Origin of the sequence: Lederbergia sp. NSJ-179 (genome assembly GCF_022867885.1) — a bacterium.
GTDB lineage: Bacteria > Bacillota > Bacilli > Bacillales > Bacillaceae_C > Lederbergia.
Window position 1 is genome coordinate 13,848 of the sequence record NZ_JALIFP010000009.1, and the last position, 21,196, is coordinate 35,043.

General features: G+C 39.5%; 20 protein-coding genes, 1 pseudogene and 2 riboswitches. Of the genes and pseudogenes, 13 read left to right on the forward strand and 8 right to left on the reverse strand.

The features are described 5' to 3' along the window. Positions 1–22: 22 nt before the first annotated feature. Complete coding sequence (locus tag MUB24_RS08945; RefSeq protein WP_396426719.1) at positions 23–229, reverse strand: response regulator transcription factor; 207 nt, start codon at positions 227–229, stop codon at positions 23–25. Positions 230–363: 134 nt separating this feature from the next. Next, a complete protein-coding gene (locus tag MUB24_RS08950) occupies positions 364–1,113 on the reverse strand; it encodes an arginase family protein (protein WP_244703249.1) in 750 nt (249 codons plus the stop codon). Positions 1,114–1,800: 687 nt separating this feature from the next. On the opposite strand from MUB24_RS08950, the pseudogene MUB24_RS08955 reads away from it, so the two are divergent. After that, positions 1,801–3,352 (forward strand): annotated as a pseudogene (locus tag MUB24_RS08955) (multicopper oxidase family protein). Positions 3,353–3,637: 285 nt separating this feature from the next. On the opposite strand, the gene MUB24_RS08960 reads toward MUB24_RS08955, so the two are convergent. Next, positions 3,638–4,189 carry a GNAT family N-acetyltransferase gene (locus MUB24_RS08960; RefSeq protein WP_244703251.1) on the reverse strand — a complete coding sequence of 184 codons (552 nt, stop codon included), beginning with the start codon at positions 4,187–4,189 and terminating at the stop codon, positions 3,638–3,640. Between the two features lie 113 nt (positions 4,190–4,302). On the opposite strand from MUB24_RS08960, the gene MUB24_RS08965 reads away from it, so the two are divergent. The 7 genes from MUB24_RS08965 to MUB24_RS08995 all read left to right on the forward strand — a co-directional run bounded on the left by MUB24_RS08965 (position 4,303) and on the right by MUB24_RS08995 (position 9,615). Then, entirely contained in the window at positions 4,303–4,479 is a 177-nt protein-coding gene (locus MUB24_RS08965) for an H-type small acid-soluble spore protein (RefSeq protein ID WP_244703253.1), read from the forward strand. Positions 4,480–4,517: 38 nt separating this feature from the next. Continuing rightward, the gene (locus MUB24_RS08970) at positions 4,518–4,700 is read left to right on the forward strand and encodes an H-type small acid-soluble spore protein (RefSeq protein ID WP_244703255.1); all 183 of its coding nucleotides are present in this window, start codon (positions 4,518–4,520) and stop codon (positions 4,698–4,700) included. 127 nt (positions 4,701–4,827) lie between these two features. Next, a riboswitch (SAM riboswitch) is annotated at positions 4,828–4,930 on the forward strand. Between the two features lie 215 nt (positions 4,931–5,145). Next, a complete protein-coding gene (locus MUB24_RS08975) occupies positions 5,146–6,306 on the forward strand; it encodes an acyl-CoA dehydrogenase family protein (protein WP_244703257.1) in 1,161 nt (386 codons plus the stop codon). Positions 6,307–6,386: 80 nt separating this feature from the next. Next, entirely contained in the window at positions 6,387–7,247 is an 861-nt protein-coding gene (locus MUB24_RS08980; protein ID WP_244703259.1) for a transporter substrate-binding domain-containing protein, read from the forward strand. 163 nt (positions 7,248–7,410) lie between these two features. Continuing rightward, positions 7,411–8,118: an amino acid ABC transporter permease gene (locus MUB24_RS08985; protein ID WP_244703261.1), complete on the forward strand. Its 708-nt coding sequence runs from the start codon at positions 7,411–7,413 to the stop codon at positions 8,116–8,118. Positions 8,119–8,130: 12 nt separating this feature from the next. Continuing rightward, the gene (locus MUB24_RS08990; protein ID WP_244703263.1) at positions 8,131–8,838 is read left to right on the forward strand and encodes an amino acid ABC transporter permease; all 708 of its coding nucleotides are present in this window, start codon (positions 8,131–8,133) and stop codon (positions 8,836–8,838) included. Between the two features lie 21 nt (positions 8,839–8,859). After that, complete coding sequence (locus tag MUB24_RS08995; RefSeq protein ID WP_244703265.1) at positions 8,860–9,615, forward strand: amino acid ABC transporter ATP-binding protein; 756 nt, start codon at positions 8,860–8,862, stop codon at positions 9,613–9,615. A gap of 176 nt (positions 9,616–9,791) precedes the next feature. On the opposite strand, the gene MUB24_RS09000 is transcribed toward MUB24_RS08995, so the two are convergent. Continuing rightward, positions 9,792–12,884 (reverse strand): AAA family ATPase, encoded by a 3,093-nt coding sequence (locus MUB24_RS09000; RefSeq protein ID WP_244703267.1) that lies wholly within the window; start codon positions 12,882–12,884, stop codon positions 9,792–9,794. Between the two features lie 14 nt (positions 12,885–12,898). After that, positions 12,899–14,080: an exonuclease SbcCD subunit D gene (locus tag MUB24_RS09005; protein WP_244703419.1), complete on the reverse strand. Its 1,182-nt coding sequence runs from the start codon at positions 14,078–14,080 to the stop codon at positions 12,899–12,901. 144 nt (positions 14,081–14,224) lie between these two features. Between MUB24_RS09005 and MUB24_RS09010 the strand changes: the two genes are divergently transcribed. Then, a complete protein-coding gene (locus tag MUB24_RS09010) occupies positions 14,225–14,458 on the forward strand; it encodes a hypothetical protein (RefSeq protein ID WP_244703269.1) in 234 nt (77 codons plus the stop codon). Between the two features lie 235 nt (positions 14,459–14,693). On the opposite strand, the gene MUB24_RS09015 is transcribed toward MUB24_RS09010, so the two are convergent. Then, complete coding sequence (locus MUB24_RS09015) at positions 14,694–14,894, reverse strand: cold-shock protein (protein WP_244703271.1); 201 nt, start codon at positions 14,892–14,894, stop codon at positions 14,694–14,696. Positions 14,895–15,216: 322 nt separating this feature from the next. Here MUB24_RS09015 and htpG point away from each other — a divergent pair, with 322 nt between their 5' ends. The 3 genes from htpG to MUB24_RS09030 all read left to right on the forward strand — a co-directional run bounded on the left by htpG (position 15,217) and on the right by MUB24_RS09030 (position 18,432). After that, positions 15,217–17,103, forward strand: a complete 1,887-nt coding sequence (gene htpG, locus MUB24_RS09020; RefSeq protein ID WP_244703272.1) for a molecular chaperone HtpG — start codon at positions 15,217–15,219, stop codon at positions 17,101–17,103. Positions 17,104–17,249: 146 nt separating this feature from the next. Continuing rightward, a complete protein-coding gene (gene pcp, locus MUB24_RS09025; protein WP_244703274.1) occupies positions 17,250–17,894 on the forward strand; it encodes a pyroglutamyl-peptidase I in 645 nt (214 codons plus the stop codon). A 46-nt stretch (positions 17,895–17,940) separates the two neighbouring features. Next, positions 17,941–18,432 carry a DUF1648 domain-containing protein gene (locus MUB24_RS09030; protein ID WP_244703276.1) on the forward strand — a complete coding sequence of 164 codons (492 nt, stop codon included), beginning with the start codon at positions 17,941–17,943 and terminating at the stop codon, positions 18,430–18,432. Positions 18,433–18,727: 295 nt separating this feature from the next. On the opposite strand, the gene MUB24_RS09035 is transcribed toward MUB24_RS09030, so the two are convergent. Together MUB24_RS09035 and MUB24_RS09040 are read right to left on the reverse strand one after the other, a co-directional pair. Beyond that, complete coding sequence (locus MUB24_RS09035; protein WP_244703278.1) at positions 18,728–18,904, reverse strand: hypothetical protein; 177 nt, start codon at positions 18,902–18,904, stop codon at positions 18,728–18,730. Positions 18,905–19,248: 344 nt separating this feature from the next. Next, positions 19,249–19,351, reverse strand: a riboswitch (SAM riboswitch). A gap of 79 nt (positions 19,352–19,430) precedes the next feature. Further along, positions 19,431–20,447, reverse strand: coding sequence for a hypothetical protein (locus tag MUB24_RS09040; protein WP_244703280.1), 1,017 nt, complete (start codon positions 20,445–20,447; stop codon positions 19,431–19,433). Positions 20,448–20,581: 134 nt separating this feature from the next. Here MUB24_RS09040 and MUB24_RS09045 point away from each other — a divergent pair, with 134 nt between their 5' ends. Next, positions 20,582–21,052, forward strand: a complete 471-nt coding sequence (locus MUB24_RS09045) for an Hsp20/alpha crystallin family protein (protein ID WP_244703282.1) — start codon at positions 20,582–20,584, stop codon at positions 21,050–21,052. Positions 21,053–21,196: the final 144 nt, after the last annotated feature.

A 21,196-nucleotide genomic window follows, 5' to 3' on the forward strand; every position in this document is an offset into this window, starting at 1 on the left:
ACTTCTAATGCTGCCTTTCCCTTTAAATCCAGCCTTTTTCCTGTGCCCGCGCAATCGCTTCAATTTTATTTTTCGCTTCTAATTTCTGTAAAACTTCTGACATATAATTTCGAACGGTTCTCGATGAAAGAAATAATTCCGTTCCAATTTCCTTGGCCGTTTTCCCTTCAGCCGATAATTGTAAAATTTGCTGCTCTCTTTCTGTTAATGGATGATTCTCCTGAAACATTAAGGATTAACTCTTGATCGTATTCTCGTCTCCCTCACATCATATATTCCTGAATGACTTTCCAATGGACATTAGTCGTGCAAGGGATTTTTCTAACAAAAAAACATCCTTAAAAGGATGTCATTACACTAGGGTCAATTTGCTAAACAAGTTTGCAGCAGTTGGATATTCGCTTGTTCATTTTTTTCAATCCAAATTTGTGATTTTTGCTCAAGGCGATCTGCTGGTGACATGCGGAATTCCCCACAAATATCCACTCCTAGAATGGTTTTATGCTTGAGAAAAAAGGAAAGTTGATTGCATAAACTGACAAGATCCAGCCTGCCTTGATCCCAGTTTGTCTTAACGTCCTCTTTACGTAAAACGTCTTTATCGATGCTAATATAAATCTGGTTCGTTGAAATCGTTTGAAGAATCGATTGTAAATGTGGCTTATCGTCATATCGATAGATGTCTGCTCGAGGATGTGAAGGCAGCTGTTTCAAGGTTGGGCCAATGATTACAGCCTTTTGTAAGAATGGTAAATCTTCGAGGGCATAATAAACCCATGATCCACAAGAAAAGAGTGGCTTCTCTTCCGCTTCCCCTATTCCAAGATCTGGATGGTTATCAAATAATACGAGAGTAAAGGGTTCTGTCAGTTCCTGTAAAAACAAATACGTCACATAATGGTAGTTTCCACTGCCAATGAATGTAATGCCCCTTTGTTTTCTCCTCTGCAGGCGGCGGTTGATTTTTGCTAAAGAAGCTTGTTCACAATATAAATGAACTCGCTCGATATTTTGTAAATGGATCTCTTGATGAGATATGTCTAATAGTCTGTGCTGCGCATAGTACGTTTCATCAAAATGTAGAATCGTAACACCCTTATACCTTAACCCCATTCAAATTCGACCCCTTTGCCTTTTTTTATTATCTATCATTATAGTATAGCACTCTTTTGCCAAGCTTCTATACTTCTAAGCAAAACAGCAGTCCCATAGATGCCTATGGGACTGCTGTTACCTCTGCTCCATTTTTTCTCTTTGCTCATCCTGGATTGGGGCCAGTTCTGATCGGTTCACAAGTTTATGAAAAATGGACATCTGGACAAAAAGTTTATGCTCATGATAAATAAGCTCTTTGGGATTGATTTGCCGAACTTTGGGAGTGAATTGCTGAACTTTCGGAGTGAATTGCTGAACTTTCGGAGTGAATTGCTGAACTTCGGGGAACATTTGCTGAACTTTGGGAGTGATTTGCTGAACTTCGGGATCATTTGCTGAACTTTGGGAGTGATTTGCTGAACTTTGGGGATCATTTGCTGAACTTTCGGAGTGAATTGCTGAACTTCGGGATCATTTGCTGAACTCTGGGAGTGATTTGCTGAACTTCGGGATCATTTGCTGAACTTTGGGAGTGAATTGCTGAACTTCGGGGAACATTTGCTGAACTTTGGGAGTGATTTGCTGAACTTCGGGATCATTTGCTGAACTCTAGGGTTGAATGGCTTCTCCGCTTGTGCCTCAGTCATAAACGACTATCCAACATAAATTATAGGAGACTTATGTAGGGAGTGAAAAGAAATGCAAATGATAGGCCAAAAAACAGTTAAGATTGATCCTTCCAACCCTGATACCATTCCGAAATTTGTCGATGAACTACCTATTCCCGTTGTTGCTAAGCCAAAAACATTTATTAGGAGTAAGCCGTATTATGAAATCACGATGAAGGAATGTCAGCACCGCTTTCACAAACTGATGCCAACCACAACGGTTTGGGGATATGATGGGCTTTACCCGGGGCCAACGATTAAAGTGAATCAAAATCAAATCATTTATGTAAAATGGAAAAACCAATTGCCGTCGAAACATCTATTACCGATTGACCGGACCCTTCACGGATCATCTGGACCACCCGAAGTGCGTACAGTCACCCACTTACACGGCTCTAACGTAGCCTGGGAAAGTGATGGACATCCGGAAGCTTGGTTTTCAAGAAATTTTGCCCAAACTGGGGAAACCTTCAAACGAAAAATTTATCAATATACCAATCGTCAAAAAGGCGCGACCCTTTGGTATCATGATCATGCTATCGGAATTACGAGATTGAATGTATATGCTGGGCTTGCTGGGCTTTATATTATTCGTGATGCCATCGAGAAGAAATTAAAATTACCGAAAAATCAATACGATATCCCACTTATTATCCAAGATAAATCCTTTCGTACAGATGGTTCCTTATTTTATCCAGAAAACACAGACCCACCTGCAGCCGTAAATCCATCTGTTCAACCCTTTTTTAATGGAAACACAATGGTGGTAAATGGCAAGCTCTGGCCGCGGTTAAAGGTGGAACCCCGGAAATACCGTTTTCGTATTTTAAATGCATCGAATACGAATGCCTATACATTAAGATTAGGGGATGGGCGTTCTTTTTACCAAATTGCTACAGACGGCGGTCTTCTGACAAAACCGGTTGAACTAACAACCCTTCCGATCGAACCGGCTGAACGCTCAGAAATCATCGTCGATTTCTCAAAGCATAAGGGGAAAAAATTAATTCTGCAAAACACGAACGATGAGGGGAATATGGGGCTTATTATGAGATTTGATGTCACTCTACCACTAAATCAAAAAGATACAAGTGAAATTCCAACTAACTTGTTACCTGATGATCAACCCTTAGAGGAGAAAGCCGCCGATAAAATTAGATTATTAACGCTTGATGCCAAGCAGGATGAATATGATAGACCCATCATGATGTTGGATAATCGGATGTGGCATGATCCCGTAACAGAAAAACCCGTGATTGGGGATACAGAAGTATGGGAAATTTATTAACTTAATGAACTTTCCACATCCCATGCATATCCATCTCATCCAATTCAAGGTTTTACACAGAAGACCTTTTGATTTAGAAAGATTCCAGCAAGATGGCTATATTCAGTATACCGGTCCCCCAATTGAACCGGAAGCACATGAAAAAGGCTGGAAGGATACGGTTCGAGCTGATGTAGGCATGGTAACAAGTGTGATGATGAAGTTCACGGAAAATCCTGGTGAATATGTGTGGCACTGTCATATCTTAGAGCATGAGGATTATGATATGATGCGGCCTATGAGAGTGATTGAGAGGGATTAAGAAAAGCGCAAGCGCCTTTTAAATAGGAAGAACGGCTAAAAGCGCGACGTCCTGTCGCAACGCCGTTCTGACCTGCATCCTGCAGGCCTCCGACAAGCAAATGTTCTGAGACAAGAAAAGTCCGGTCTTGACTTTTATTGTCTCAGGTTATTTGACCTCGAGCCGATGGCGCCTGGAGCTAGATCCAAACATTAGCCAATTTTTGCTTTCCTATCCTGTAAAGAAAGGGACCTACTTTGGCCCTTTTCTTTTTAATGCTGAATCCGCTTCTGATTAACTGATTTCCTATTCTCCCTTTAGAATCGAGTAAATCTTAACATCCCAATGCCTTCCTTTTGCGAACATTTCCTTTCTTAATATGCCTTCAAAGGTCATACCTGCTTTTTCCATCACCCGACTGGAACCAATATTTTCGACAAAGCCTCTCGCTTGAATCCGAATCAAATCCATTTCTGCAAAACCAAAGCGAATCACCTCTTTGGCCGCTTCCGTCATAATGCCTCTTCCCCAGAAATCTCTCGATAACACATAGCCAATTTCGGCACTTCGATGTTTTGGTTTCCACCAAATGAAATCGATCGTCCCAATAATTTTACCCGTTTCTTTCCATTCGATCCCCCATGGTGCTACTTGCTTTTCAGCATATCGCTCCTTTGCAAAAGTGAGAAATTGCTCCGAGTCTGCGATTGTACGGTGGCGATCCCATGTCACATAGCGGGATACTTCCTCATCTGATCCATAGAGGAAAATGTCTTCTACATCCGCATCCTTTAATTTCCTAAGACGCAAACGGTTTGTTTCTAAAACCGGCAAATCCAATATTCCCTGTTCGTTCATGGCTAACACTCCTTTTGCCTTATTATATACGAAACATTCCGGGAAAAGCACCCCAGCATTTCCGTATATTTGCTTGCTTCCCGAGAAAATATATAGATAAGGAGGAGAAGAAAATGGATATCCAACGCGCAAACGAAATAATGGAAGCTCCTAATATGATCCATGTCCAGTATCGCGGCATTCCCGTCTATTTACAAAAAATTCACCCTGAGAATCAAACAGTCACCATCTTCCCATTGGATGATATGGAGCATGAACAAATTGTGGATGTAGAGGGCTTAATCGAATAATCAATCTGACAGCCAAAAAAATGGAGGAGGTTTTAACATTGAATCGACAGAGAGCGGAACAAATTGTCCAAACGGGCGAGTTAAAGCATGTTACCTATCAAGGCGAGCGTATTTATATCCAGCAAATTGATAAAAATAGTGATACGGCACGTGTTTATCCATTAGATGACCCACAAAAAGAATTTGATGTACCTATTTCTCAGCTCGTTGAAAAGCCGTAATTTTTATCGTGGCTTTAGAAGTGGTGACAACTTAAACTGAAGCTTTGTTTATTATTCCGATTGAATTACTGAATTTTATCTTGACAAGAGCGTTCCCATCCCCTATGATTAATTTCAATAACGAATATTCTTATCAAGAGAAGCTAAGGGACTGGCCCGATGACGCTTCAGCAACCTCTGTCTACAGAAAGGTGCTACCTCCAGCAAGTTTTATTCTTGAAAGATAAGAGCTGGATATTCAAAATCATCCCTCTTCCCATTCAAGAAGAGGGATTTTCTTCGCACTTGTTACTCTGGAAATTTTATGTCCGGATTTTGCGGATTCTTCTTAAAAAGGAGAAACAAACACAGTCAGCAAACATAAGGTAAAAGAAACGTTTTTTTACGGTTAAATCATACTAAACCAATGGGTATTGTAATACTACAAAATAGGAGGAAGAACAGAATGGAGTTATTTATTCGAACAGAACAACAACAATCATGGTTAAAAAAATTACAAGAGAAAGAAGGAAAGTTTAGAAATCTATCCGCCCAAATTGATGAACAGGGGATCTTCCCAAAAGAAAATATTCAAGATTTAGTTGATTTGGGCTATACGAAAATCACATTATCAAAGGAATTTGGTGGGGAAGGCTTAAATGTTTATGATATGGTCCTTTTTCAAGAAACATTAGCAAGCTATGACTCTAACACCGCTCTCTCTATCGGTTGGCATCTTGGCACTGTAGGGGAAATTTATGAAAAGAAAGCATGGACAACAGATAACCTCGATTTTTTAGCACAGGAAATTTTAAATGGTGCGATTGTTAATCGCTCCGTGAGTGAAGCGCAAACCGGTAGTCCAACAAGAGGCGGTCGCCCCGGCACAAACGCTGTGAGACAAGAGAATGGTGTTTGGATTCTGAATGGAAGGAAGACATTTACAACCGCCTCTCCTGTCTTAACCTATTTTTTAACCTCTGCTTGGATTGAAGAAAAGCAATCGATTGGTTTCTTCCTACTTCATAAAGATTTGCCAGGATTATCAGTGGATGAAACTTGGAATGTGATGTCAATGAGGGGAACGGGAAGCCATGATCTCGTTTTAGAAGATGTAAAAGTGGAGGATTCAAAGTTAATTGAATTACCTGATAAGAAAAGCCCTGCAAAATTCGGTGGCTGGGCCTTGCATATTCCTGCAACGTATCTAGGAATTGCCCAAGCCGCACGCGATTATGCTGTTCATTTTGCAAACCATCATACCCCTAATAGCTTAAATGGTCCGATTAGCCAATTACCAAATGTTCAACAACATCTTGGTGAAATTGAATTAGAACTAGCCCAAGCACGCCATCTATTATATAGCGTCGCTACAGCCTATGATGATGAAAAACGAAGACAATACTTAACCAATGAAATCGCCATTGTCAAACATACCGTCACCAATTCAGCCATTAAGATCGTGGATAAGGCGATGCGTGTTGTCGGAGCGAAAAGTTTACAACTAACCAATCCATTGCAACGGTACTATCGCGATGTGCGGGCCGGCTTGCATAACCCGCCAATGGATGATATGACGATTAAAAATTTAGCCTTGACTGCGATTAAAGCGGCAGAAAATAAATAAACCATATTTTTGTAGAAAAAAATGAAGATGGGGTAAAAAACCTTTCCCATCCACCATTATAAACAGAAGGAGAACAGAAAATGAAACATCTAAAATTATTTAGCCTCCTCATTGGAATCAGCCTTATCGGATTGCTAGCAGGTTGTGGCTCAGATTCTGCATCAGGAGAATCTAGTGGTTCTGATGGGGATGTAAAAAAGATTAAGGTGGCGTATGATCAAGCTTCAAAGCCGATTTCTTGGTTAGATGACGATGGAAATCCAACAGGTTATGATGTGGAAGTCATGAAATTAGTGGATGAATTACTACCCCAATATGAATTTGAATATGTGGGCACAACAAGTGATGACTTACTTGTTGGGGTTTCACAAGGGAAATATCAAGTTGGGGTCAAAAATGCCTTTTGGACAGAAGAAAGAACGGAAAAATTTATTTATCCAAAGGAATTTCTAGGATTAAGCAGCATTGGACTCGTATTAAAAAAGGAAAATGAACAAATCAAGTCGCTAGAGGACTTTGCTTCAGCTGGAATGACGTTAGCTCCGATTGCCGCCAATAATGCCCAATATACCGTAATTGATGAATACAATCAGAAAAATCCTGACAATCCAGTGAAACTCAAAGCTGGAGATACCTTTTCCGTTGATGTGATTCAGTGGGTGAATGAAGGCCGGGTGGATGGTGGTATTTCTATTGAAGGTCCTTTTGAAAAGCAAGTGCTTGCGGAAGATGGCCCTTATCATAATCTTGTTAACGATGTTGTTTATAATGAATTCAATGTGATTAAAACTTGGCCGCTGTTTAATAAAAAGGAACAAGAATTTGCGGACGCCTATGATGAAGCGATGAAAAAGCTAAAAGAAGAAAAGAAGTTAAATGATCTAATGAAGGAATTTTATAATCGCGATCTTTTTGAGGTGCTCGATCAAGTAGAAAGATAGATCACCATTTTGCTAGAGACTCTTTTTTTCTTGAAGATAAGGTTGCACTATTCAAGAAGAATCGTGCAACCCATTCAGCTTCCGAACAATAGAAACTTTATTTTTATCTGAGAAAGATTCCACACACAAATTTTTCAATATTGAAAAAAGATGGTGAACAAACATGCAAAAGTATTTTGATGCCACCTATATTTGGGAGACATTTCCTGCACTTATTCCATTTTTAAAAGTTACCTTTATGGTGGTGATCCTTTCCGTTTTATTTGGATCCATTCTAGGTTTCATTTTAGCTGCGATGAAAATAGGAAAAAATAAGATTGCCCAAAAAATTGCCCATGGTTACACAACAGTTTTACGCTGTACTCCCTCTATTGTGCTATTGTTTTTAGTCTATTATGGAGTCCCAGCTATTTTTATACATTTTGGGATTGATTTAAATGATATTGATAAGGCTATTTTTGTTGTCATTACGTTTACTCTACAATTTGGAGCGATTATGTCTGAGGTGATTCGGACCGCTTATGAATCGATTGACAAAGGGCAATTTGAAGCGGCGGTGAGTGTCGGATTAAGTCCAACACAGGCTTACAGACGAATTATTTTTCCTCAAGCCTTTGTTGTCGCCTTACCTAATTTCGGTAATGGATTACTAGAATTATTAAAAGAAGGTTCTTTAGCTTATACGATTGGTTTAATTGATGTCATGGGAAAAGCGAATATGATCATTGCCAGCAATTATAATTCTCATGCCTTAGAAATTTACATTGCATTATCGATTATTTATTGGGTACTCTCCATTGCGATCGAACAAGTTTTCCTAAAGTTAGAGAAGTTTTTTAGTAAGGGCAAGCAAGTGATTAAAAGTGTGTAGGAAGGTGACAACATGGGGATTAATGTGGAATTTTTAATCGATACATTCTTTATTGCTTTATCTGGAGTGCCCGTCGCCTTGCTCATTACCATTGTGGCCCTCCTCATCGCTTTACCGCTTGGTTTTTTACTGGCCTTAACAAGACTTAACCAAATCCCAGTCCTTAACCAGTTTTCCCGTGTCTATGTATCATTTGTGCGTGGAACACCTGTTATTGTACAAATTTTTATTATTTATAATAGTGTCCCTTTATTACTTTCAGCGATATTTGAAAAATACAATGTTCAAATAAATGTTTATGATATTAACCCGATTTGGTACGCCTTTATTGTCTTTTCTATCAATACAACAGCTATCCTAATTGAGGTCTTTCGCTCGGCCATTAACACGGTAAGCAAAGGACAATTAGAAGCCGCTTTATCTATCGGGTTAACCCAACCGCAAGCGTTTCGTAGAATCATCATTCCACAAACTTTAGTCGTTGCCTTACCAAATATTTGTACGGCAACCGTCAATCTCATTAAAGCAACCTCGTTAGGCTATGCGATGTCTTTACATGAAATTACGTTAAAAGCCCAAGTCGCCGCTAATGTTGGCTACAATTATGTGGAAGCTTATATCGATATTTTTCTTGTCTATTTAATTTTATGTAGTGCTGTAGAATACTTGTTTAAATGGTATGAGAAACGGATTACAAAGTATAAGATTGTCAATGCCTAATCAAATGCTGGAGGCGAAAAAATGTTACAAATCAAAAATGTTCATAAATCCTTTGGAAAAAATGAAATTTTGAAAGGTGTAGACTTGTCAATCGATAAGGGGGATGTAGTTGTTATTATCGGTCCAAGTGGTTCTGGTAAAACGACCTTTCTTAGATGCATTAACTTTTTGGAAAAAGCGGATCAAGGCCAGGCTACCTTTGACGATTTGACCGTAGACCTCCATAGCGCATCCAAAAGGCAAATTCACCAAATCAGACAAAAAGTCGCCTTCGTTTTTCAAAATTATAATCTATTTCATAATAAAACAGCCTTAGAAAATGTAACAGAGGGATTAATTATTGGTAGGAAAATCCCAAAGGAAAAAGCAGAAAAAATGGGCAAGCAAGCCCTAGATAAGGTTGGCCTGTCCGATAAATACCAATCTTATCCAGGAGAACTTTCTGGAGGACAACAACAACGGGTGGGAATTGCTCGAGCGGTTGCGTTAAATCCAGACATTATATTATTCGATGAACCTACATCTGCCCTCGATCCGGAACTTGTTGGTGAAGTCCTCACCGTCATGAAGGATATTGCCAACGAAGGAACGACCATGCTTGTCGTGACCCATGAAATGTCCTTTGCCCAAAATGTGGCCAATCGAGTTATTTTTATGAATGATGGGGTCGTTGTCGAAGAAGGCTCTCCCCACGATATATTTATCAAACCGAAAGAAGAACGAACAAAGAAATTCCTCCGCAGAATTCTTGCCGAGGACTATGAGTATCATATATAGGAGTTGTCAGCGCAACTCCTATTTTTTAATTATGAATAAGTTATCCTTCTACAATGGCGAGATATCTCAATACACGTTCATCGAATTCAACGATTAATATATCGCCTCTTTCTTTGGCGGAATAAATTTTTGCCCCGACAGGAAGCTTATTAGACATTTCATTTTTTGAACTCTAATTATTTCAATATAAATCGGGTTTGACTATGACCCTCCTTCGTTTTCTTTACCTCTAAGATAGCCGGGAAGATCGCTTTAAGCTCCTGAACATGGGAGATCACACCAATCATGCGCCCTGATTGTTGCAGATCCACCAATGTATCAATCGCTTTGTTTAAGGCTTCTTCATCTAAGGTGCCAAAGCCTTCATCAATAAACATGGTGTCGATCGAGATATTCCCTTGGAAGCTTTGGATAACATCAGACATGCCTAGGGCTAAACAGAGAGAAGCATTAAATTTTTCTCCCCCAGATAAGGTTTTGACATCACGGGTTTGCCCAGTATACGAATCATAAATATCAAGAGCTAATCCACTTTGTCTACCATGAGATTCTTGCCGATCGCTACGGATCAAATCATATTGTCCATTTGAAAGTTTCTTTAATCTCAGATTGGCTGCTTCAATAATTCGCTCTAAATATTCAATTTGCAGATAGCGTTCAAATGAAATTTTATGATGATTTTGACCGCGAATCACATCATATAAATCAGCTAAAACAGCTAGTTTTCGTTCGCTTTCCCGCACTCTTTTTTCTGCATCCGCAATTTTTTCCAGTAAATGGTTTGCTTCCTGATAAAATTTCTTGGATTGCTCCCATTGGTTGAATGCCGCTTCATAGGCTTGTTTGAAGTTTTCCAATTGCTGCTGCAAGAGGGTCAGATCGACCTTTTTCTGTCCTTTTAATATCGATTTTAATTCTTTTACTTGTTCTTGTAGCAAGGATCGCGTTTGTTTAAAATGATCGATGTCTCTTTTTAATTCTTCACGCGCCTCGTTTGACATATTCGCTAATCGATATTCTTCTTCATTAGCAAATTCGGCCTTTTGTAAAACTTCTTGAAAGGAGACTTCCGCTTTTTCTCTTTTGGCTGTTGTTTCCATATGCTGCTTTTGGGCATGCTCTAGATTGGACTGTGCCTTTGTCTGTTCATTTTGTGTTTGCTGAAGCCGCTTTTGCACTTGCTCCCATGCTTGTTCTCGTTTTGACGATTCATGTTCTGTAAGGCGGATTTGCTTTTCCAATTGGTCCAATACCCGCATTTCCTCAGGGATGATCCGGATTCGCTCCAAATAAATGGTCTTTGTATTTTCCATTTTCAATCGTTTTTCCTGATAACGCTGTTCCCATTTTTCCTTGTTCGCTTCTAACTGTTTCAGTTCCTTACTGCGCTCTTCGTACTCGGTTTTCCAGTTTGTCAATATGAACCGATCCGCCTTCAGCTTCTCGACTTCTTCGTTTAATTGTTTCCCTTCCTTTTTGAGCTCTTCCATTTTTAAGGGAATGTCAGCCAAAATGACTCCATTGGATTCCACCTCTTGCTGCTTCTCTTCTAGTTGCTTTGTATTCGCTGACCAATCGGCTCTCACAAGATGATAGTCATTTTCACAAACATCCACTTTCTTTTTTAACTCTTCTAGCTGCTCCCTTGTGATAGAATGCCCCTCATTTGTGGCTTTATGGGGATGTTCAAGACTCCCACAGACAGGACAGGGTTCCCCGTCATGCAAATGACTAGCTAGTACAAGTGCTTGATGATTCAACCAGCTACGCTCTCTTTCTTGATAGTTCGCTTGTTTCTGTTCATATAATTCCTTTTTCTGCTGCATTTCCTTCGCCAAAGCCGTTTGTCTTTTTGCAAGCTTTGTATACTCATTCAACAGCTTCCATTGTTCCCGCTTCATCGCCAGCCGTTCGCTTTTCTCCGGATACTCACTTACAGCCTTATCCAGATCAGCTATTTTTTGACTCATTTCCTCTGCTTCCCTACTCTTTACCTTGCTATCCTTTTTGACAGCCTCAAGCTGTTTCTCCATTTCTGCAGCCTGCTTTTCTAGCATTTGAATCTGTTGCTTCACTTGATCAATTTCTTTCACAACAGGCAAAAATTCCTGTAATCGCCTGAGCTCTTGCCGAATTCTTTCCCTTTCTTCCTTTTTCCCTTCTTCCTGCTGATAAGCATGAAGGACTTGTTGATATGTATCATCCATTTGATTTTTCGACCGGACCGCCTGCTCATAGGCCCGTATTTTTTCCGTTTCTTCCTGTCTCCATTCCTTCACCTGGCGCTCGTATGGTTCAATCATACTCGCTCTCTCGGCCGCTTCCCACTGTTTCTCCTTTTCTGTAAAAATAGGGAGCTGCTCTTCAAGCTGTTGGAGCTGTTGCTTCTTCTGTTCTAGCTCATCCAATCGTTCATTCAACGTTTGCGCTTGATGAAATTCCGTTTGCTTTTGCGTATGCGCTTTGTAGGCTTTTTCATAATTTTGCCGATCCTGTCCAATTTGGCTATTATAATAAGCCACCTCTTCCTCTAAACCAGCAATGACTTGATGAAGATTGTAATGTTCTTGAGAAAGGACCAGGAAGATGGACGCTCCTTCTCGATGTGGTAAAGTGGCTTGGATGTTTTGAATATATGTATCTCGCACTTGTTTTTCTTGCTGAAAAGCTAGCTCAATCCGCTTCTTCCGATTTCGCAATCGCTCCCCTATTTGTTTATAAGCATCGGTTTTAAAAAGCCGTCGTAAAATATCCTCTTTATTTTCTGTTTGGGAGGTTAATAGTTTGCGAAATTCCCCCTGTGGCAGCATCACAATCTGTTTAAATTGATCTTGGGTAAGACCCATAAGCCCCTCAATCTTCTTATCAATCTCAGAAACCATTTGTCGATCTACACAAGGAATCTCTTTCCCATCGCAGATTTCAAAAAACTCATATCGTTCCCCTGTTTTCGTTTTATTCCCCTGTTTCACATGACCCAGTTGACGAAGAACACGGTATGTACGACCATGGAGTTCAAACACTAATTCAACAGATGTATGGGTATCATCCTCTGCAAAATGACTGCGAAGCATCGTCTGATTTTCCCGATCTTGTCCACTCGCACTCCCATATAAGGCAAAACAAATGCCATCAAAAATCGTTGTTTTACCTGCACCTGTATTACCCGAAATGACAAAGATGGACTGGTCTTTTAAATCCGAAAAATGGATGGTTTCCGTATTTTTATAAGGACCAAAGGCGGTCAGCTTTAGCGTTAATGGCCTCATCTCTTTTCCCCCCTTTAATTTGGCACAACTTCCCTCTGTGTTGGAGTAGCTGTCTCCTGTTCTTCCCGCAATAATTCATCCAATACCTCTCTAAAAATTCTCTCTGTTTCTTCGGAGGCTTTCTCCCCCTTAACCTGTTCATAAAAGGATTGAAAAAGCTCAAGATCACTCATCTTACTGCGTACCTGCTTGGAGGTAGAGATTGTTTCAGTTGCAAGATGCTTTCTTTCCACATGCATCGCATTTGGATAAACGGAGCGAATTTTTTCCATCGGTGATAGAATCGGAGTTTCATCCAATAGTCGAACAAATACATAGTCCTCACAAACGGGGTCAGTTAAAAGTTCAGACATTGTTGCTTCGATTGTTCGCATCTCCCTTTTCGGAGTGAAGAGACGTTTTTCAATCGATACTTCTCCATCTTGATCCAATTCAACGATGGAGTATCCTTTTCGATGATGTTCCTCTGAAATCGAATATTTTAAAATCGAGCCTGCATAACGAATCTTTTCCTGCATCACATAATGGGCCTGATGCAAATGACCAAGGGCCGTGTAGTGAAAATCAGCAAAAAGCTGGGCATCCACATATTCTGCCCCACCAATGGAAAGTGGTCTTTCAGAGTCACTTGTATTTTCCTCCTCTTCCCCAAATGGGGTCACAAAGGCATGTCCAATCAGAACATGACGAGCTTTCGGATCAAGATTTGCCTTGATTTCTGTTACTATTTTTCGTGCCGCATCCTGATGGGTCCGAACCTCCTCATCTTCAAAAAGATTCCGCACCAAGCTAGGATCACAATAAGGAACAAGATGAAAATGCACCGGTCCAAAATCATCCTGAAGGATCACAGGCTGTAAATCTTTCGTTAAGCGCCCAGACATATGTAGACCATTTTGCTTCATAATGTTACTACCAAAATGTAAACGACTTGGACTATCATGATTCCCTGCAATGGCCAGAACAGGCGTTTTTAGCTGTAATACGATTGTGTCCAATATTTCATCCAATAGATGGACGGCCTCTGTCGGTGGCACTCCTCGATCATATAAGTCCCCAGCAATGATTACCGCATCAGGACGCTCTTCCTCAATCGCCTGAATAAATTGTTGTAAAACATAGCGCTGATCCTCTGTCATATAAACGCCTTGAACAAGCTTTCCTAAATGCCAATCTGCCGTATGGAAAAACTTCATCATCCTCACCCTCTGTCATGTTCTATTTCCTCTATTATAGCCCAATTCCCTGCAACTTGCTTGAGGGAATTCGACAGAAATTTCCCTATTGCAACAAATGATGGACAAGCTATAATAATAGAAAGAGGAGGAGGTGAAACTAAAATGGAAAAATCCGATTTGAAGGAAATTTTGAATGCCTTAAAACTTCATTCCAAACATATCGATCAAAAATTGGAACAAATGGAGAAGCGAATGGAGGAACGAATGGATAAGCGTTTTGAACAGGTCGATCAACGCTTTGAACAGTTGGAAGAGAAATGTAACCGCCTTGAAGAGAAAATGGCTTCTAGTGTATCCATTGTACCTAAGCAGAAGAAAATGTTGGTGTTCTTTTAGAAAAGCATGAAAATATCAAACTACCCATGAGAGAATTTCTTTCTTTATCCCACAATGTAGACCCGCAAACATCAAGCCCTACACATTCATCCCTGCTTATAAAAGCACCAAGATCTAAACTAAAAGATATTGTAAAATTTAAAGTATAACGGCTCACCTGTTTTTTAAGTAACTTTTACAAAAAATGAGGACTGAAAATAGTGCTATCCGCACTATTTTCAGTCCTCATGATTCATTATAGTTTTTCAACATTAGCTGCTTGGTCGCCACGGTTACCTTGAGTAATGTCAAAACTTACTTTTTGACCCTCTTCAAGAGTTTTAAAGCCGTCTCCAGTGATAGCTGAGAAATGAACGAATACATCTTCTCCACCTTCAACTTCGATAAAGCCAAAGCCTTTTTCTGCGTTAAACCATTTTACTGTACCTTGATTCATGTAAATACCTCCAAAAATTTGTTACTTAATAACGATGTAAACAAAAATTCACATGCTTTCATGGATTAACTATCCAAATAATATAATCCGTGAAAACATGTGAATTATAAGATTTAATACATATTAAGTGTAAAGTTATTGTAGCACAAACAATCCCCCAATAGCAAGCCTTTTTTGAAGTTTTTTTAATGCGATGAAACATCGTTTTCTTTTTATGAAAAGAAGGGGTTTTCTTTGACACATTTATCCTAGTATGGTATTACATAAGTAGTTAGCACTCTTGCGTGCCGAGTGCCAATCTTAGAACAAAAGGAGAGTTTTTATGGAGAAGAAGCTGTTTCAAGCAGAATCAAAACGTTTATTGGAAATGATGATCCATTCGATTTATTCGAATAAGGAAATTTTTCTAAGAGAATTAATCTCCAATTCTAGTGATGCGATCGACAAAATTTATTATCGCACCCTTACAGATGATTCCTTAACCTTCAATCAGGATGATTATTACATAAAGCTTTCTATTGATAAGGATAACCGGATTTTGAAGGTTGAAGATACGGGAATTGGGATGACAAAGGAAGAGTTAGAGGAAAATCTTGGTACCATTGCCCAAAGTGGTTCCTTAGCATTTAAAAGCGAAAACGAAATAAAAGATGGACATGATATTATCGGACAATTCGGGGTTGGCTTCTATTCTGCTTTTATGGTTGCCGATAAAGTGACCGTAATTAGTAAGGCTTTAGATAGCAATGAAGCCTACAAATGGGAATCTTCTGGGGCAGATGGTTATACAATTGAACCGGCAACAAAGGAAACGGTTGGAACTGAAATTATTTTAACCATTAAAGAAAATGAAGAAGAAGAAGAAAATTATGACGAATTTTTAGAAGAGTATCGAATCCAATCCATTATCAAGAAGTACTCTGACTTCATTCGCTATCCAATTAAAATGGATGTCACCGAAAGCAAGCTGAAGGAAGGTACGGAAGACGAATACGAACAGATCAAAGAAGAGAAAACGATCAACAGCATGATCCCGATTTGGAGACGGAATAAAAACGAATTAACAGAGGCGGATTACGAAAACTTTTACACGGAAAAGCGTTATGGATTTGATAAACCATTAGCCCATATCCATACAAGTGTCGATGGAGCGATTCGTTATAATGCGATTCTCTATATTCCCGAAAAATTGCCATTTGATTATTATTCTAAGGAATTTGAAAAGGGCTTAGAATTATATTCAAGCGGTGTCCTAATTATGGAAAAATGCCCAGAGCTGCTGCCTGATTACTTCAGCTTTGTGAAGGGGATGGTCGATTCAGAAGATTTATCGCTTAATATTTCGCGGGAGATTTTACAACAGGATCGGCAATTAAAGCGAATCGCCAATAATATTGAAAAGAAAATTAAAACGGAATTACAAAATATGCTGAAGAATGATCGGGATAAATATGAAACATTTTATGAGTCCTTTGGCCGCCAGTTAAAATTTGGTGTATATAGCGATTATGGCATGCATAAGGAGGTTTTACAGGATTTACTCATGTTCGTTTCCTCTAAAGAGAAAAAGCTAGTGACGTTAGAGGAATATGTATCCAGAATGCCTGAAGAGCAAAAATATATTTATTATGCATCAGGGGATTCTATTGCTCGCATTGAAAAACTGCCACAGACTGAGATTCTTCGAGAAAAGGGCTATGAAATTTTATATTTCACAGAAGATGTGGATGAATTTGCGATCAAAATGTTGATGAATTATAAGGAAAAAGAATTCCGTTCTGTTGCAAGCGGTGATTTAGGACTTGAAGATCAAGAACAGAACGAAAAAGAAGCTTCCGAAGAAACCGAGGAAAACAAGGAACTATTCGAGGCTTTGAAAGAGATTTTATCTGGAAAAGTCAAGGATGTTCGCGCTTCTAAACGATTACGGACTCACCCTGTTTGTCTCTCTACAGATGGCGAAATTACCATCGAAATGGAAAAAATCTTACAGGCCATGCCAGATAATCAAAATGTCCAAGCGGAAAAGATTTTGGAAATTAATACCAACCATGAAGTGTTCCAATCGCTAAAATCAGCCTTTGAAACAGACAAAGATAAGCTAAACCTATACACCAACCTTTTATACAACCAAGCGCTCCTTATTGAAGGATTGCCTGTACAAGATCCCGTTGAATTTACGAATGATATTTGTAAAGTGATGGTGTAAGACACCTAAATTTTACCGAATTTCTTTTCATAAGCGAACCCTATTTTATTGGGGTTCGTTTTTTCTTTTTTTTAAAATAGATTCACAACTGAAATATGTTACCATTTAAAATAAAGATACCTAGCAAAGGAGTTGGAAAGTGTACCATGAAAAAGGTATTATTAACTGGGTTTGATCCTTTCGGGACAGATGTGATCAACCCTGCTTCAGAAGCCATCAAACAATTAAATGGATTAATCATAGAAAATGTGGAACTGATCACTGTTGAAGTACCCACCGTCTTTCATCGATCGCGAGAGGTTGTCATACAGGCGATTGAATTTTTTCAGCCTGATGTTGTGATTTGTGTTGGGCAGGCAGGTGGGCGTGCCCAGATTACCCCAGAACGGATTGCGATTAATCTAGACGATGCACGGATTGCGGATAATGAAGGACAACAACCGATAGATGAACCCATTATTGAAAATGGCCCTGCTGCCTACTGGAGCACTTTGCCAGTAAAGCGAATGGTCCATCAAATACGGAAAATGGGAATTCCAGCGAGCGTTTCCCATACAGCAGGCACCTTCGTCTGTAATCATCTATTCTATGGAGTTATGCATTATCTTAGTGAACATGCTCCTCATATTCGCGGGGGCTTCATTCATATCCCGTTCATCCCAGAACAAACCCTGGATACATCCTCCCCAAGCATGAGCCTGAATTTAATTATCATGGCGCTAAAAAAGGCAGCCATTACAGCAGCCCATGAACAAGAAGATATCCATGAAGTTGGCGGGACGATCCATTAAGGTGCCCGGCATGCCCGTTTTCATAATTTCTAATTAGTTGGAGAAGGTGCCTGCTCATTATAATGCTGCGGGGGTAGTCGATCGGTGGGGCAGCAAAGGGAAAATGCTTATTCCCCCTATCATTGGAATCATGATGTGGATTGGCATGACCATTTTGGAACGTTATCCACATATATATAACTATATGGTCCCGATTACAAAAGAAAATGCCCCTGCCCAATTTGTGAATGCACGCCTGATGATCAATGTTCTAAAAAATGAAATCTGCTTTTATTCTCTTGTCTCGCATGGGAAGGAATTAAAATTGCTTTGGATGAACGAAATGGACTCGGCATTTGGTTCCAATCATTTTTTTAGGCTTGATCTTTGGTTCAATGGGCTATTTCGTGATCCGCTCTTTGTACTTGCAGAAAAGAGAGACTCGATAAGCTTTCTGAAATGCCTGGCAGCTGATTTCCGATTGTCAGCTTGGAAAACAGCAAGTTCAGATAAGAAAAGCGCAAGCGCCTTGTTCAGCCCCGACAAGCAAATGTTCTGAACCAAGAAAAGTCCGGTTTTGACTTTTATTGGCTCAGGTTATTTGACCTCGAGGGGCTAGGCGCTGGAGCCAGACCTAGCATTAGCCAATTTTTATCTTTCTTACCTTTTAAAGAAAAGCGCAAGCGCCTTGAAATAGGAGGAACGGCTAAGGACGCGACGTCAATCGCCACGCCGGATGGACTCGCATCCTGCGAGCCTCTCGGGGCTAGGCGCTGGAGCTAGATCCAAACATTAGCCACAATTTTTTACTTTCATATCTTTAAAACAAAAGAATCTCCATGCTTACAAGAGTTCTATTTTCTATTTTTCAAATCATCCACATGATATTCTGTCAGTGGGCCGATGAACTTCCGATATCTTTCCAACTTAAATGCCTCTAATTCCTCCGGAGACATCTCTTTAATGACTTCACTCGCCTCCTCCTTCGTCTTATCGCATTCCTTTTCATTCTCGACTGTCATACGTTTCATTGTCAATCCCTCCTTATAAAGTGAAACTTCAATCAGTGGGGTATATTTAGCCGCCACCTTGTACAGGGAACGTAATGGCTGGTTATGCAGATAAAGAACAAAGGTGCAAGCGTCCGTTTAGCGACGTACAAACTTCAGTTGAAGGATGAACAGCTAAAACGCTGTTCTGACCAACATCCTGTTGACTTATCGTAGAAAGGCATCGAAAGTTTGCTAGTCGCTGGGCGCTGAAGCCGGACGTCAATACCCGCTTTTAGAACTTATCCACAAGCTAGAATTTTATAGTACGCTAAACCATGAAAAAACCCCATCTGCATTGGATAACAGAAGGGGTCTTAAGACCGATCTTATCACCCAAAGCAAAAGCTTTGCTGGTATTAGCACCTTACTTTATGCAGGTTGCTGTGACGTCATTGAGCCAGATCTCTCAGCCACTCTTGATAACTATTCAATTCATTCCTATTGTATGAGGAAATGGGGAAACTTTCAAGTAAAGTACAAGTATATTTTTTAACTTATATTCACCTCAAAACTCCTCTGTCCTTTGAATGCATAAGAAAGGAATAGCTGTATCATACAAATCCCCTTCTTCTTGTTGAATGATCGTGTGCGCTAAATCTAATTCTGCCAGTTTTCCTTTTAACCGCTTGAGAACCTGCTTGTACATATCCTCAGCAATCTCTCCTGATTGATCCCGTGAAGCAAACAAGTCAGCGACATCCTTTTTTGTCACAAGCTTTCCTTCACGACTGTAAAGAAGGAACCTTTTTAGAACATTTGCCTGCAGAACCGTAATGAGAACTTCCTTTTTCTGGAAAATGACAGACTGTTGTTGGTCAGAAAAATATAGAATAAGATAAGGCTTCATTTCTTCTGAGGTGATTTGTTCTTCACATTCTTCTTTCGACGCCATTTTCACACTTGATTGAGAAATGACTATAAAAGCATGATTTTCTATATATGTCTCATTTTGACGAATATGCTCATGTAAAGGCACAACGTCCAGATTAGCCAGTGATTTCTCCTCTATTTGCTCTTTCAGTTTTCTCGTCTCTTCCCCCGTTTCCGTTGCCACCTTTAATGAGCTGTTTGTTAAGTAAAGAAGGGTATGATAATGCTGTTGCGCTGATAAACGATAGGGCGAGTGAGGATTTCGTTCATGGCTTTTTAAGGCATTATTAAAATGAACGGCTGCTGTGACGTAATACTTTCTCTGATATGCATAAATACCTAGACGGTAATAAGCAAGCGCATTTCCTCTATCATATTTCAACACTTTAGCCAGTGACTTTTGGTCATCTAGATGGTCTTTCTTATAAACCGTTTTTAAATAGGATCCATAATAAACGAGATGGTTAATCAGATCAGATTGCACTTTTGCCAAATGATCACTATTTTCATCATCTTTATCACGGGAAAGCCTTCGCAGTAATTCCTCCTCCACCCCAATTAAAGCCGGCAGAGACACCCCTTTCTCTTCATCCTTTGCTATCTGAAGCTCTTCCTTTAGATCAAAAAGTTCCTTTAATGACATATTCCGCATGCTTTCACTCCGTCCCTATTTCGTTCTCCTTTTATCATACCCTTTTCACCCAAGTTTTTCAGGTTCGAAAAAGAACATCCATTTCTTTATGACATAAAATAGATATATGATGAGATAGGAAGGAAAGAATTCGTATGTTTCCTTGGAATTTATTTCCCTTTAAAATGAATCAAGATAAGGCTCCACCATTTGAAATTGGAAAAAATAATGTGGAAGATTATGTTCAAAAAATTTTATCCCAAACATTTTCAGCCTTTGATCAGGATTCAACGAATTCAAATGACTGGTTACGATCCATTTTTGAGCAAATGCCTTCAGGTTCCAATCAATCAAATGGGATAAAGCTTTTCGAATCCTTTCAATATATCTTTATTCATATTCCGGTTCCTGATGATCAGGCCTTAGAACGTTGGAAAGTCTATCATACAACGAATCAACTCATGATTGAAGATCTTGAAGAACCCAAAAATTCAAAGACGATCACCTTGCCAGCCCTTGTCGAAAAAAAGAAAACGACTGCTGTTTACAAAAATGGCCTCTTAGAAGTGATTCTCCACAAGAAAACAGATATGCAATACACAGAAGTTGGCGTAATAAAGGACTAAACAGGTCCTCTCCCTCATGATTCTCTCACTGGATAAGAGGGATTATTTTTAATAAATGAATGGACAAGAATTTATTTAAAAATTGAAATCGTTGTCACTAAAATATCCACGAATATTCCTTTGTTTCACATCATAATTTCATGT

Coding starts and splice junctions, on each gene's coding strand:
- MUB24_RS08945 (WP_396426719.1), bottom strand. CDS start 229: ATGTTTCAGGAGAATCATCCATTAACAGAAAGAGAGCAGCAAATTTTA.
- MUB24_RS08950 (WP_244703249.1), bottom strand. CDS start 1,113: ATGGGGTTAAGGTATAAGGGTGTTACGATTCTACATTTTGATGAAACG.
- MUB24_RS08960 (WP_244703251.1), bottom strand. CDS start 4,189: ATGAACGAACAGGGAATATTGGATTTGCCGGTTTTAGAAACAAACCGT.
- MUB24_RS08965 (WP_244703253.1), top strand. CDS start 4,303: ATGGATATCCAACGCGCAAACGAAATAATGGAAGCTCCTAATATGATC.
- MUB24_RS08975 (WP_244703257.1), top strand. CDS start 5,146: ATGGAGTTATTTATTCGAACAGAACAACAACAATCATGGTTAAAAAAA.
- MUB24_RS08980 (WP_244703259.1), top strand. CDS start 6,387: ATGAAACATCTAAAATTATTTAGCCTCCTCATTGGAATCAGCCTTATC.
- MUB24_RS08985 (WP_244703261.1), top strand. CDS start 7,411: ATGCAAAAGTATTTTGATGCCACCTATATTTGGGAGACATTTCCTGCA.
- MUB24_RS08990 (WP_244703263.1), top strand. CDS start 8,131: ATGGGGATTAATGTGGAATTTTTAATCGATACATTCTTTATTGCTTTA.
- MUB24_RS08995 (WP_244703265.1), top strand. CDS start 8,860: ATGTTACAAATCAAAAATGTTCATAAATCCTTTGGAAAAAATGAAATT.
- MUB24_RS09000 (WP_244703267.1), bottom strand. CDS start 12,884: ATGAGGCCATTAACGCTAAAGCTGACCGCCTTTGGTCCTTATAAAAAT.
- MUB24_RS09005 (WP_244703419.1), bottom strand. CDS start 14,080: ATGAAGTTTTTCCATACGGCAGATTGGCATTTAGGAAAGCTTGTTCAA.
- MUB24_RS09010 (WP_244703269.1), top strand. CDS start 14,225: ATGGAAAAATCCGATTTGAAGGAAATTTTGAATGCCTTAAAACTTCAT.
- MUB24_RS09015 (WP_244703271.1), bottom strand. CDS start 14,894: ATGAATCAAGGTACAGTAAAATGGTTTAACGCAGAAAAAGGCTTTGGC.
- htpG (WP_244703272.1), top strand. CDS start 15,217: ATGGAGAAGAAGCTGTTTCAAGCAGAATCAAAACGTTTATTGGAAATG.
- pcp (WP_244703274.1), top strand. CDS start 17,250: ATGAAAAAGGTATTATTAACTGGGTTTGATCCTTTCGGGACAGATGTG.
- MUB24_RS09035 (WP_244703278.1), bottom strand. CDS start 18,904: ATGAAACGTATGACAGTCGAGAATGAAAAGGAATGCGATAAGACGAAG.
- MUB24_RS09040 (WP_244703280.1), bottom strand. CDS start 20,447: ATGCGGAATATGTCATTAAAGGAACTTTTTGATCTAAAGGAAGAGCTT.
- MUB24_RS09045 (WP_244703282.1), top strand. CDS start 20,582: ATGTTTCCTTGGAATTTATTTCCCTTTAAAATGAATCAAGATAAGGCT.